Raw genomic sequence first — 13,255 nt, 5'->3', positions numbered from 1 at the left:
TTTTGAAATCACAGTTTGCGCCTGCAAAACGCAAAGCGCCCGCGAACCGATTTCCGATTCGCGGGCGTTTCAGTTCTGCTTGAATTCAGCTTAACCTTTGGGGCCAGCCTCCAGCGCGTCTTCAAATGTGCGCAGCCCGGTCTTGGGTGCCTGCACCAGCACGGACATGTTGCCCGGCTTGTGCTCGTTGCGCAGCATCTTCATGTGGGCGGCCGGCAGGTCATTCCATTCAAAGACTTCGGACATGCAGGGATCAAGGCGACGCTCCAGCATCAGCTTGTTCGCGGCAGACGCCTGTTTCAGATGGGCAAAGTGCGAGCCCTGCAGACGCTTCTGGTGCATCCACATGTAACGCACGTCAAAGGTCAGGTTGAAACCGGTGGTGCCCGCGCAGATCACGACCATGCCGCCTTTTTTCACCACAAATGTGGAAACGGGGAACGTGGCCTCGCCCGGGTGTTCGAACACCATGTCGACATTGTTGCCCTTGCCGGTGATGTCCCAGATCGCCTTGCCGAATTTGCGCGCTTCCTTGAACCACTCGGCATATTCCGGGGTGTTCACCGTGGGCAGCTGACCCCAGCAGTTGAAATCGTTGCGGTTCAGAACGCCCTTGGCGCCCAGACCCATCACGAAATCACGCTTGCTTTCGTCCGAGATCACGCCGATCGCATTGGCACCCGCAGTGTTGATCAACTGGATCGCGTAGGAGCCAAGACCGCCCGAGGCACCCCAGACCAGCACGTTCTGGCCGGGCTTGAGATCATGCGGCTCGTGGCCGAACAACATCCGGTAGGCGGTGGCCAGCGTCAGCGTGTAGCATGCCGCCTCTTCCCAGGTCAGGTGCTTGGGGCGCGGCATAAGTTGCTGGGCCTGCACATTGGTGAACTGGGCAAAGGAGCCATCAGGGGTTTCATAGCCCCAGATCCGCTGGCTGGGCGAATACATCGGGTCGCCGCCGTTGCATTCTTCGTCGTCGCCATCGTCCTGGTTGCAGTGGATCACCACTTCGTCACCGACTTTCCAGCGTGTGACCTTGTCACCCACGGCCCAGACGATGCCGGATGCATCGGAGCCTGCGATGTGGAAGGGCTGGCCATGGCCATCAAAGGGCGAGATCGGCTTGCCCAGCGCGGCCCACACACCGTTGTAATTCACGCCAGCCGCCATCACCAGCACCAGCACCTCGTGGCTGTCCAGTGTCGGCACATCGACCACTTCCAGCTGCATCGCCGTGTCCGGCTCGCCGTGGCGTTCGCGGCGGATCGCCCAAGCATACATTTGCTTGGGGACATAACCCAGCGGGGGCATTTCGCCCATTTCATACAGGTCCTTTTCGGGCGCGTCGTAGGCAGCGATGCCGCCATTGGTGTCCAGAGCCATTTGGGCCTCCTTGTTTAAATCTGTGCCGCAACGCAGAATCGCGGGCTGTGACCCTGAAATATCGGGGGTCACGCAACATTGCAACAATGTTTGAGTGGTTTTTGTAATTTTATGACCGAGCGACCGCAGAAATCCCTATGCAGTCGCAGAATTCCGGCGTTCCAAGTGTGAAATCGAGTTTGCGTAGTAGGCCAGCACGTCGATATGCGCCGGATCGACGCGGATTTGCCCCTCGGGCGTTTCCTGCACCAATGAGCGCCGCAACAGGACATCAAGCCCGGCGGCCACCACTTCGTCCGGGGCGCAATGCACGGCATGTTCGGGGGGAAGCGCCAGGCACCCAAGCTCCGCATCAACCGCCTCCCGCAGCGCGTCGCGGTCCCGCGCCACCCCATCGCGCAACACAAGCGACAAAAGCGGCACCGGCAGAACCGGCACGACCGCGCCAATCCGCTCCATCAGTTCGAGTGCAAGCGGCTCCGGGTCTGCGCCATGGGCAGCGACATGGGCGTTGAGCGAGAGGGGGGTGCCGAAGCTGACAGCCGCATAGCCGAATTTCTGCACCCTCCCGGTCGCTCTGCGCAGAAGATAGCTCAGGCCAAACCGCAGCGCTTCGCCGATGCGCGCTCGGAAACGCCGCGTGCCAGAGCGATGTGCATCCAGAAGCACCCGGTCTTCCAGCACACGGTCGTAGTTCAGCGCCACGGGGACAAAGACCACGTCCCGGCCATCCGGCTGCCAACCATCGGTGATATATTTCAGCAACCCCATGCGCGGCGGTGCCAATGCCCCGTCAAGGCTCAGCCCGCCCTCGGGAAACATCGCCTGCGCCACGCCGCCCTGGGTCGCCATGGCCACGTAGCGCGCCAGCACCCGCCGATAGAGCGGCCCGGCATCCTTGCGCCGGATAAAATAGGCCCCCATGGCGCGGATCAAACGGCTGAGCGGCCAGACCCGCGCCCATTCGCCCACCGCATAGGACAGCGCCGACTGACTTGCCGCGAGATAGGTGACCAGCACGTAATCCATGTTGCTGCGGTGGTTGATGACAAAAATCAGCGTGGCGTCAGGGTCGACATTGTCGAGCGTCTCTTTGTCGTAGCGCCCCAACCGCACGTGATAGAGGAATCGCGCCAGCAAGCGCGCGGCGCGGATAGCAAAACCGAAATAGGCTGTGGCGGAAAAGGATGGCACGATCTCGCGCGCGTAACGCTTGGCCTGCTCAAAGGCCACATCTTCACGCAGCCCATGCTCGCGGGCATGATCGACAATCGCTTCGGTCACCGCCGGGTCATAGACCAGCCGCTGGATCATGTCCGTGCGCCGGGCGAGCTTGAACGGCTGGATCGGGCGGGCCAGCCGGGTGTTCAGCCGCGCCACCACCCGTTCCATCCTGCGACGCAGGAACCAGCGCACAGACGGAAACAGAAAATGCGAAGCAAAGGTCACCGCTGCAAAGGCCAGGATCAGCACAAACAGCCAGATCGGGATTTCGATACGCTCTGTCATTCCGTCACGTTTGCATTTTGCTGCAAACGCGTAAACATGGCTCAGTTGCCGCGATGCAGCGAATTGACAGCGCCATATTCTTTCGCGTATGCAGCAACGGACGAAACAAAATTACGCCACTCGAATCGAGAGACACAGATGACCGAGACCCAGAAAGACCGCCCCTGGCTGATCCGAACCTATGCCGGCCATTCGACGGCCAAGGCCTCGAACGCACTGTATCGCTCGAATCTCGCCAAGGGTCAGACCGGCCTTTCTGTGGCTTTCGACCTGCCCACCCAAACCGGCTATGACAGCGACCACGTGCTCGCGCGCGGCGAAGTGGGCAAGGTGGGCGTGCCGATCTGCCATCTGGGCGATATGCGCGCGCTGTTTGATCAGATCCCGCTGGAGGACATGAACACCTCCATGACCATTAACGCCACCGCCCCCTGGCTGCTGGCGCTCTATATCGCTGTGGCCGAGGAACAGGGTGCGGATGTCTCCAAGCTGCAGGGCACGGTGCAGAACGACCTGATCAAGGAATACCTGTCGCGCGGCACCTATATCTGCCCGCCCAAGCCCAGCCTCAAGATGATCGCGGATGTGGCCGAATATTGCTACACCAACATCCCCAAATGGAACCCGATGAATGTCTGTTCCTACCACCTGCAAGAGGCCGGTGCGACGCCGGAGCAGGAACTGGCCTTTGCACTTGCCACGGCGACGGCGGTGCTGGATGAGTTGAAGCCGCGCATCCCGGCCGAGGATTTCCCGACCGTTGTTGGCCGTATCTCCTTCTTTGTGAATGCGGGCATCCGCTTTGTGACCGAGATGTGCAAGATGCGCGCCTTTGTCGATCTCTGGGATGAGATCTGTGAAAAGCGCTATGGCATCGACAATCCCAAGATGCGCCGCTTCCGTTATGGGGTGCAGGTGAACTCGCTCGGCCTGACCGAGCAGCAACCAGAAAACAACGTCTACCGTATTCTCATCGAGATGCTGGCGGTGACACTGTCCAAGAAAGCCCGCGCGCGTGCGGTGCAGCTTCCGGCGTGGAACGAGGCTCTGGGCCTGCCCCGCCCCTGGGATCAGCAATGGTCCATGCGCATGCAGCAAATCCTGGCCTATGAGACGGACCTCTTGGAATTCGACGATCTGTTTGACGAAAACCCCGCTGTTGACCGCAAGGTAGAGGAGTTGAAGGAGGGCGCGCGCGCCGAGCTGGCCAATCTCGATTCCATGGGCGGCGCGGTGAAGTCGATCGAATACATGAAAGGCCGCCTGGTCGATTCCAACGCCGAACGGCTGAACCGGATCGAGCGCAACGAGACCATCGTTGTGGGCGTGAACAAATGGGTCGAGACCGAACCCTCGCCGCTGATGACCGAAGATGGCGGCATCATGGTGGTGGACCCGGCGGTAGAGCAGGAGCAGGTTGAACGGCTGAACGTGTGGCGCGCCGAACGGGATCAGGATGCGGTAGACGCCGCGCTGGCCGATCTGCGCGCAGCTGCCAAAGACGGCCGCAACGTGATGGAGCCGTCGATTGCCGCGGCACGCGTGGGCGTGACCACCGGCGAATGGGCGGCGGAGATGCGCAAGGCCTATGGCGAATATCGTGGTCCTACGGGCGTTTCGGCCTCGGTGTCGAACAAGACCGAAGGGCTGGACAATATCCGCGATGCGGTGAACGCGGTCAGCGACCGTTTGGGCCGCCGGTTGAAATTCCTTGTTGGCAAACCGGGCCTCGACGGCCATTCCAACGGCGCCGAACAGATCGCCTTCCGCGCGCGGGATTGCGGCATGGACATCTCCTATGAGGGCATCCGCCTGACGCCCGAGGAAATTGTGCGCGGCGCGCTGGAGGAAGAGGCGCATGTGGTGGGTCTGTCGATCCTGTCAGGATCACATATCCCGCTGGTCGAGGACCTGATGGAGCGGATGCGCGCGGCCGGGCTCGGGAATGTACCGGTGATCGTGGGCGGTATCATCCCCGATGACGATGCCAAGCGCCTGCACGCCATGGGCGTCGCCCGGGTCTATACGCCTAAGGATTTCGAACTGAACACGATCATGACTGACATCGTGACGCTGGTCGATCCGCAATCGGTCGCTGCGGAATAAGGCCACCAGCCACGCAACACGCGCTCTGCGTTCAGGAATGCAGGGCGCGCCCCATCCCGGCATGGCGTCGGATTTTGGCAGGTTGACAGATCAGGCGGGTCGGCGCATCGGGCTGCTGATGCCGTCCATGCCTTGTGAAAGGCGCGCGTGCCAGAAATCCGGTCGTTCGGGCCGCCCAAGCAGGTAGCCTTGCGCCGTGTAAATGCCGATCTCTTGCAGAACTTCCAGCGAGGCCTCTGTTTCCACACCTTCGGCAATGACGTCAAAGCCCATGCTTTGAGACATGCTGTGCAAGGCGCGCAGGATGCTTGTGTCCTTACCGGTTTCGCCAAGCCCCCGCACAAAGCTCTTGTCGATCTTGACCATGTCGACATTGAGCGAGCTTAACCAATGCAGGTTGGACATGCCGGTCCCGAAATCATCCAGCGCCACGCGCACGCCGCGTTCCCGCAAAAGATCTAGGAGATACCGGGTCTTTTCAATATTCTGGATCGCGGCGTTTTCCACCAGTTCCAGAACGGTGCGGGCGGGATCGAGATCGCCAATCAGATCATCGATCAAATCGCTGCCCTCCAGCGCGGAGGCTTCCAGAAACCGCGACGAAATATTGAACGCGCAGTAGAACCGGTCGCCCAGCCCGGCAAACTGTGTCGAAATATTGGATGTGGCGCGGACCGACGGAATGATCTGGCGCGCCTGATTTCCGATCATGGCATCCAGGAACTTTTCCGGAAGCAGCACCCGGCCATCGCTGCGCACCCAGCGGATCAAAGCTTCGACGCCCACCGCCTTGCCGATGCGGGTGTCAAAGATCGGCTGCACGAAATAGGTGACCTCTTCGCGGCGGATCGCTTCGGCCATATCTTCGGGCCGGGGGCTTGTGCGGCGGGCGATCATGGAACGGAGCGTTTCACCTTCGGTCACCCGAAGCGCGTTGCCCCCCGATTGCTTGGCAGCATACAACGCCTCATCGGCGTAGTACAAAGCACCGACAAGATCCTGCCCCTTGTCAATGCGCGCGACGCCCGCGCTGGCTGTGCGGCGCACCTGAACACCGTCAATGTCGATCCTGCAATCCGAGACAATCGCCACAAAGGCTTTGGCACGCTCGACCGCCTCGGGCACCGACGTGTTCTCCAGAAAAACGCAGAATTCGTCGCCGCCCAGCCGGAAGAGCACCTCGCCTTCCTTGCAGGCCTTGCGCAACCCATCCGCAATCGCCCGCAAGAGCGTGTCCCCGGCGCGATGGCCGAACCCGTCATTGACGCTTTTGAAATTGTCGAGATCCATGAAGATCATCGCGTTCTTGCCGTCCTGCGGCTTGCTCGCGAAAAGTTCGCGCATGTAGCGACGTGACCGCGCCGAGGTCAGGTCGTCATACTCCACCATATGCATCAGGCGCTTGTTTTCGCGGCTGGTCGTGGCCAGACGATCCCGCAGGTCCAGCAATTGCGATTTCAGCCTGTCCGCACGGATGGCAAAATACAAAGCTGCAGCCGCGCAGCCCAGACCGACCAACGTCAAGAGTACAAGTGCCGTATTGAAGGACGTCACAAGAACGCGGTCCTTTCGGAAAGCAATGGGTGAAACTCAACCTTAAGGATAAAATGCCTCCTCGCAATCCCCTTAAGCGACGGATTCCGTGATGTCTTGCGATTGGCCGTAGCCGGTGCGAATGTCACGGTCTGAGTTGAAGCGAGGAACATGACATGTCCATCCATATCGGAGCCGCACCCGGAGAAATCGCCGAAACCGTGCTGATGCCCGGCGATCCCTACCGGGCGAAATGGGCCGCCGAAACCTTTCTGGACGACGTTGTGCAGGTCAATTCCGTGCGCGGCATGCTGGGCTTTACCGGGACCTGGCGTGGCAACCGGGTAAGCATCCAGGGGTCGGGTATGGGCATGCCGTCACTGTCAATTTATGCCAATGAACTGATCCGCGATTTCGGTGCCAAGACCCTGATCCGCATCGGGTCCTGCGGTGCCATGCAGGAACATGTCAAAGTCCGCGACATCATCCTTGCCATGACCGCCACGACGCTTTCCACGCCCTCGCGCGGTATCTTTCGCGAATTGAACTTCGCGCCTTGCGCCGATTATCCGCTTTTGCGCCGTGCCGCGGATGCGGCCGGGTCGCGCGATGTGGCCACCCACGTGGGCGGCATCTATTCCTCCGATGTGTTCTATGACGAACGCCCCGATCTGAATGACCAGATGACACGGCACGGTATTCTCGGTGTCGAGATGGAAGCCGCCGAGCTCTACATCCTTGCCGCCCGCCACGGGGCCCGCGCCCTTGCCGTTCTCACGGTCTCCGATCACCTGCTGACCGGTGAGGCGTTGCCAAGCGATCAACGGGAAACGAGTTTCGGCGACATGGTCGAGATCGCGCTCGAAGCGGCCTTTGAAAGCTAACCCCCGGAGACACCCGAGATGAGTGATGAAACCGCCAAGCTGGCGTCCCGTGACTGGCTGCCGGAAACCAGCCGGTCATTGATCGACCAGATCGCCCGTCAGACCGCGCGCAATGACAGCGCAGAGGTCTCGTCCCGCGTCGAAACGCTGGCGGCGATGAACCGGCGCATCCATGAACGCGAATGCTTCAACCTCAACCCCGCCACCAACGTGATGAACCCGCGCGCCGAGGCGCTGTTGGCCAGCGGCATCGGCACGCGGCCCTCGCTTGGCTATCCAGGTGACAAATACGAAATGGGGCTTGAGGCTATCGAAGAGATCGAAGTGATCGCGGCGGAACTGGCCTGCGAAATCTTTGATGCCACCCATGCAGAGATTCGCGTGCCGTCGGGCGCGATTGCCAATCTTTACGGCTTCATGGCGACCTGCAAACCCGGCGATGCGGTGATTGTCCCGCCGGCAGTGGTGGGTGGGCATGTCACCCATCACGAAGCCGGGGCGGCCGGTCTCTACGGCCTGCAGATCTTTGAGGCCCCGGTGGACGAGGACGGCTACACGGTTGATCTGAATGCGCTTGCCGATCTGGCAGAGGCTGTTGAGCCGCGCCTGATCACCATCGGCGGCAGCCTGAACCTGAGCCCGCATCCGGTGGCCGGAATACGGCAGATCGCCGACCGGTTCGGGGCCAGCGTGTTGTTTGATGCGGCGCATCAATGCGGGATCATCGCCGGGCGGGCGTGGCCGAACCCGCTGGATGAGGGCGCGCATCTGATGACGATGAGCACTTATAAAAGCCTCGGCGGACCGCCCAGCGGGTTGATCGTGACCCGGGACGCCGCATTGGCCCAGCGGCTGGAGCAAATTGCCTTCCCCGGGATGACCGCCAATTTCGATGCCGCCAAATCCGCAGCGCTCGCGGTGTCGTTGCTGGATTGGCGCGATCATGGCACGGCCTATGCCGAAGCCATGGTGGAGATGTCGAAGGCGCTGGCCAAAGCCTGTCAGGAGGCGGGCCTGCCGGTGTTCAAAACCGCACAGGGCGCAACGCAGTCCCACCAGTTCGCGCTTGAGGCTACCGCGTTCGGGGGCGGACAGGCGGCGTCGAAAAAACTGCGCAAAGCGGGCTTTCTGGCCTGCGGGATCGGATTGCCCACTGAGCCGGTCGAGGGAGACATGAACGGGCTGCGCATCGGCACGCCGGAATTGGTGCGCTGGGGCATGACGGCGGAGCATGCACCAGAGCTGGCACGGCTGATCGTGGCGGCGCTGCGCGCCAATGCACCCGACACGCTGGCTCCCGAGGTCGCCGCGTGGCGCGCGAGTTTCGACAAATTGCACTTCATCCATGCAGGTTGAACACGCTACGCGTCTCTGGTGCCGTGGGTCCGATCATAGCCATTTGCCGGGGACGGCGACCAATCCCTGAGCAGCGCGCGGTCCGGCTCAAAGATCTCAACCTTGAGCGGGTAACAGGCCGCTGCGTCACTGGTATGGGTGGCAGAGCAATCACCGCCGGGACAGGCGCTGAGCGCGCCTAAAAGGTCGATATCAGCGAAGAACTCGATGTAGTCACCGGGGCGGACCGGGCTGGCCTTCATGAAATATTGCCCGGTGTCGCGGGTAAACCCGGTGCACATGAAGACATTCAGAACGTCATGCACGTGAAATTCGCAGGCATGGAGCGGCAATCCGGTTTCTTCGGCCAGTGCGCGGGTCAGGTTGGAATGGCAGCAGTGATGATACTGCACGCCGGACAACAGATAGCCCGTATAAGGATCGCAGCGCGTCCCGATCACATCATGTACGGAGCCGCCGAACGCATCCATCCCATACCAGTCCAGGGTGTCCTCGACGATGGTGGCCATGGCGCGCAGATAGGGCAATGAGGACCAAAGCCGATCCCCGGAGCTCACATGCGTCCCATGCAGCGCACGGGTCTTGCCGGAAAAGAAGCGCTCATTGAGGTCATGCGCGTACCAGAGGTTCAGGTCGCCCACCTGCGGGCCCTCCACGCTCGTGATGCGAAAGAACTGCCCGGCATCGGCACGAAAGCATCCGCCCTCGCGGGGCGGAACGATCACCTCGTCCACCTTTGTGGCGCTGGCCCGGGCTGCGCGCATCATGGAAAGGTCGGGTTTGGGCAAGGTGTCATTCGGATACACGATCACAGGTGCAATCGCGCGGCGCGCTTCTGCGTCCTTTGGTGCCTTGTTCATTGCGATCTCCCGCTTTTTTGCCATGACAAAACGGCAGCTTGACGCAAAAAACAAGGGGCGTGCCGCGCCGGCACGCCCCTTGCCCCTCCCTTCACCGCGCGCGCCGCACGCGTGCGGTGCCAGTATTCAGATGGCCACCACATCCAGAGGCGGAAAGCCATTGAAGCCCACACTCGCATAGGTCGAAGTATAGGCACCGCAGGCCCGGATCATGACCCGGTCGCCCGCGCGCAGCCCCAGCGGCAATTGCACCGGTTGCTTTTCATAAAGCACATCGGCGCTGTCGCAGGACGGTCCGGCGAGAATGCAGGGACCGGTTTGCTCCATATCCCGATCCGTGACGAACTGATAACGGATCGCCTCGCCCTCGGTCTCGGCCAGACCGGAGAAGCGACCGATGTCGAGATAGACCCAGCGGTGCAGGTCATTGTCGGATTTCTTGGACACCAGAAGCACCTCGGACGCGATCATGCCCGCCTCGGCCACCAGCCCGCGACCCGGCTCTGCCATGATATGCGGCACGTCGCCGAAACGCTGCTGGACCAGCTTCATCACCTCTTGTGCGTAAAGCGCTGGTGCGTCGATCTCGCGACCGTAGAAGGCCGGAAAACCACCGCCGATATTAAGGAGCGTCAGATCGTGACCGGCATCGCGCGCGGCGTGCCAGACGGCAGCGACCTGATCCAGGATCGGCGCCCACATGGCGGCGCGACGGGTTTGCGAGCCCACATGGAAAGACAGGCCAACCGGGTTCAGGCCGAACTCTTTCGCCATTTCGATCAGCGCCAGCGCCTTGTCACGGCCCGAGCCGAATTTCCGGGTCAGCGGCCATTCGGCCTCGGTCGCGTCCACGATGATACGCAGGTAGACGCGCGCGCCGGGGGCGTTTTGCGCGATCTTTTCGATCTCTTCCTCGGCGTCCACGGCAAAGAGGTCAATGCCCGTTTCATGCGCCCAGGCAATGTCAGAGGCGCGTTTGATCGTATTGCCAAAGGACAACTGATCGGGGCGCGCGCCCGCATCGAGGCACATTTGCAGCTCGACCCGCGAGGCCGCATCGAAATGTGCGCCCAGCCCGTGCAGGGTGCGCAGGATTTCGGGGGCCGGGTTGGCCTTGACCGCGTAATGGATCTGAGCGCGGCCCAGTCCTTGCGCCAGTGCAGCGTATTGGCGCGCCACGGCCTGGGTGTCGATGACCAGCGTCGGGCGATCAAAATGATGGGTGCGGATGTAATCCTCAGTACGCGAAAATACAGAGGATTCACAGGCCGAAAGCCCGGTTACGAATGCGTTCATAGGTCATCTCCAGTCAGACCCGGCCATGTCCGGTTTCCCGGCGTGAGACCGCTCAGTTCCAAGGGAGACGTTACCGTCGCTACGTAACCGCGTGGGTTTTGAATTGCCCACCTCGCCAGAGGCGCGTGCGTTGGCGTCTGTAAACGCGCATATGGAGCGGTTTGTGGATTCGATCAAGCAGAGATTTTCGCAACTGCCAAAAAAACTGAAAAGCTCCGCCTTATGCTTTGTTTTTAAAGCATACTTTTGGCGGCGTCGCGCTGCCATCCGTGACCTTTGCGCCACAAAAAGCACAGCGCCAGACCAATGCGCCCTCTTCCCGCCCCCGCCGCCAGCGGCAATGGCGCAAATCGGGGCGGGAAAACAGGATCAGCAGGATGAAGGCGATGATCAGGCCTGCGATGATGATCATGGGTCCGTCCTTTCCCCTGCCCCTTCCAAAACGCAATCGGCCCGCCCTTGTTTCAGGGGCGGGCCGGAACAGTCATTTCGCTCAAGTCAGACGGTGCGTTCCACCATCAACTTCTTGATCTCGGCAATCGCCAGCGCCGGGTTTAGCCCTTTGGGGCAGGTCTTGGCGCAGTTCATGATCGTGTGGCAGCGATACAGCTTGAACGGATCTTCCAGATCGTCCAGACGCTCACCCGTGGCCTCATCGCGGCTGTCGATGATCCAGCGATAGGCGTGGAGGAGCGCTGCCGGTCCAAGGTACCGATCGCCATTCCACCAATAGCTGGGACAGGAGGTCGAACAGGACGCGCACATCACGCATTCATAAAGCCCGTCCAGCTTCTTGCGGTCCTCGATGGACTGCTTCCACTCTTTCGCTGGGCGATTGGTCTTGGTTTCCAGCCACGGCATGATCGAGGCATGCTGGGCATAGAAATGGGTCAGATCGGGGATCAGGTCTTTGACCACCGGCATGTGCGGCAGCGGATAGATTTTCACGTCACCCTTGATCTCGTCGAGGCCGTAGATACAGGCCAGCGTGTTGATCCCGTCGATATTCATCGCGCAGGAGCCACAGATGCCTTCTCGGCAGGAGCGGCGGAAGGTCAGCGTCGGATCAATCTCGTTCTTGATCTTGATCAGCGCGTCGAGAACCATCGGCCCGCATTTGTCCATGTCGAGGAAATAGGTATCGACCTGGGGGTTTTTGCCATCATCGGGGTTCCAGCGATAGATCTGGAACTTGCGGACATTGGTCGCGCCCTCGGGCTTGGGCCATGTCTTGCCCGTCGTGATGCGGGAATTCTTGGGGAGCGTCAGTTGTACCATGGGTTTACCTCGCGCTTGCGGCTGTCTCGTTGTGCTGCGGATCCGGCGCTTTGACAGCGGTCGAACCAACAACAAGGATTTCGGTTACAAGGGCGGCATGCGCCGCTGCCCTCTTGGGGACAAATCCCCGTGCGTTCTGTGTCCGGGTCATTGTCATTTCACCCGCCCATATGCTTCTCGCGGAGTCCCGCCGCTGAGATCTGCGTGCAGGCGCAAAACCACATCAACCGCCTTAAGGCGCTCTGCTTTGTTCAGGCCGATGGCATTAATGTCACGCACATAATCCAGCAAGTCACCCGGAAGGCCGATATTGGTTCGCGGCGCGGGCGTCAGCGCATTGATCTTGTCTTCGCTCATCCCGGCAAGTCTCAGGATTGGTGCGCCCCAAGCATGCGCGGTAGCCTTTTCCGCTTCCATGTCAAAGACATGCCCGGCATCTCCAAAAGCGCGGGCCGTATCCTCGACAAGCTGATCCAGCACCTCGGGCGTTCCGATCCGACGGGACCATTCCTCGCACCCATCCGAAACGCCGCGCAGCTTGACGAAGTAGCGGTAGGCAGAGCGCATATGCGCCTTGGCATCGCGGCGATACAGCACCCAGTGAAGTTCATACCCGTCAAGGGCGCGAACCAGAGCTTCCATCGCTTGTCTCGGACCGTTCTCAAAGGACATTCGGTACATGTCACGCACACGCCAGCCCAAAAGGTTTTCTTCGGTCACCAGAACCACGTCATGCGGTTGGCGGTCCACCCAGGCACGGATGCCCCGCGCTGCGCGATCCAGTTGCCACAACCGCCAGCGATTGGACCCGTGACGCACGATATCGCGTACACGTTTACAGAACGCCATGCCCACCTCGGCCTTGGTCGAGAACGAGATAATCTGGGCGGGAATCTGGTCCCGGTTTAACTCAAGCGACTCCTGAAATGCTGTCGTGCCCGTCTTTGGCAAGCCGACGTGCAGGATGACCCGCTTTGACATGTGAGGCTTGGAAGAACGCATCATCAGCAGGCCCTCGTTCCGGGCTCGATGCGCCTCCGCCCGTTTCCG

General features: G+C 61.0%; 11 protein-coding genes. 3 read left to right on the top strand and 8 right to left on the bottom strand.

The annotated features are described in order from the left end of the window. Positions 1–90: 90 nt before the first annotated feature. Together ccrA and PGB28_RS02320 are read right to left on the bottom strand one after the other, a co-directional pair. Positions 91–1,383: a crotonyl-CoA carboxylase/reductase gene (ccrA, locus tag PGB28_RS02325; protein ID WP_271419869.1), complete on the bottom strand. Its 1,293-nt coding sequence runs from the start codon at positions 1,381–1,383 to the stop codon at positions 91–93. Between the two features lie 135 nt (positions 1,384–1,518). After that, on the bottom strand, positions 1,519–2,892 hold the full coding sequence (locus PGB28_RS02320) for a 1-acyl-sn-glycerol-3-phosphate acyltransferase (RefSeq protein WP_271419868.1): 1,374 nt from the start codon (positions 2,890–2,892) through the stop codon (positions 1,519–1,521). Between the two features lie 138 nt (positions 2,893–3,030). On the opposite strand from PGB28_RS02320, the gene PGB28_RS02315 reads away from it, so the two are divergent. Next, a complete protein-coding gene (locus PGB28_RS02315) occupies positions 3,031–4,998 on the top strand; it encodes a protein meaA (RefSeq protein ID WP_271419867.1) in 1,968 nt (655 codons plus the stop codon). Between the two features lie 90 nt (positions 4,999–5,088). Here PGB28_RS02315 and PGB28_RS02310 read toward each other — a convergent pair whose 3' ends face one another. Next, entirely contained in the window at positions 5,089–6,552 is a 1,464-nt protein-coding gene (locus PGB28_RS02310; protein ID WP_271419866.1) for a putative bifunctional diguanylate cyclase/phosphodiesterase, read from the bottom strand. 155 nt (positions 6,553–6,707) lie between these two features. Here PGB28_RS02310 and deoD point away from each other — a divergent pair, with 155 nt between their 5' ends. Both deoD and PGB28_RS02300 read left to right on the top strand, forming a co-directional pair. Beyond that, entirely contained in the window at positions 6,708–7,415 is a 708-nt protein-coding gene (deoD, locus tag PGB28_RS02305) for a purine-nucleoside phosphorylase (protein ID WP_271419865.1), read from the top strand. 18 nt (positions 7,416–7,433) lie between these two features. Further along, the gene (locus tag PGB28_RS02300) at positions 7,434–8,771 is read left to right on the top strand and encodes a serine hydroxymethyltransferase (protein WP_271419864.1); all 1,338 of its coding nucleotides are present in this window, start codon (positions 7,434–7,436) and stop codon (positions 8,769–8,771) included. A 5-nt stretch (positions 8,772–8,776) separates the two neighbouring features. On the opposite strand, the gene PGB28_RS02295 is transcribed toward PGB28_RS02300, so the two are convergent. From PGB28_RS02295 to PGB28_RS02275, 5 genes are all read right to left on the bottom strand, one after another. Further along, positions 8,777–9,631 carry an urea carboxylase-associated family protein gene (locus PGB28_RS02295; RefSeq protein WP_271419863.1) on the bottom strand — a complete coding sequence of 285 codons (855 nt, stop codon included), beginning with the start codon at positions 9,629–9,631 and terminating at the stop codon, positions 8,777–8,779. Positions 9,632–9,757: 126 nt separating this feature from the next. Continuing rightward, on the bottom strand, positions 9,758–10,927 hold the full coding sequence (locus PGB28_RS02290; protein WP_271419862.1) for a type III PLP-dependent enzyme: 1,170 nt from the start codon (positions 10,925–10,927) through the stop codon (positions 9,758–9,760). Positions 10,928–11,147: 220 nt separating this feature from the next. Beyond that, positions 11,148–11,339, bottom strand: coding sequence for a hypothetical protein (locus tag PGB28_RS02285; RefSeq protein WP_271419861.1), 192 nt, complete (start codon positions 11,337–11,339; stop codon positions 11,148–11,150). 86 nt (positions 11,340–11,425) lie between these two features. After that, positions 11,426–12,205 carry a succinate dehydrogenase iron-sulfur subunit gene (locus tag PGB28_RS02280; protein ID WP_271419860.1) on the bottom strand — a complete coding sequence of 260 codons (780 nt, stop codon included), beginning with the start codon at positions 12,203–12,205 and terminating at the stop codon, positions 11,426–11,428. Between the two features lie 153 nt (positions 12,206–12,358). Continuing rightward, positions 12,359–13,186 (bottom strand): hypothetical protein, encoded by an 828-nt coding sequence (locus PGB28_RS02275; RefSeq protein ID WP_271419859.1) that lies wholly within the window; start codon positions 13,184–13,186, stop codon positions 12,359–12,361. Positions 13,187–13,255: the final 69 nt, after the last annotated feature.

The sequence above is a fragment of the Primorskyibacter aestuariivivens genome (genome assembly GCF_028023675.1).
GTDB lineage: Bacteria > Pseudomonadota > Alphaproteobacteria > Rhodobacterales > Rhodobacteraceae > Marinovum > Marinovum aestuariivivens.
This window is presented reverse-complemented; position numbering and strand designations above follow the sequence as displayed.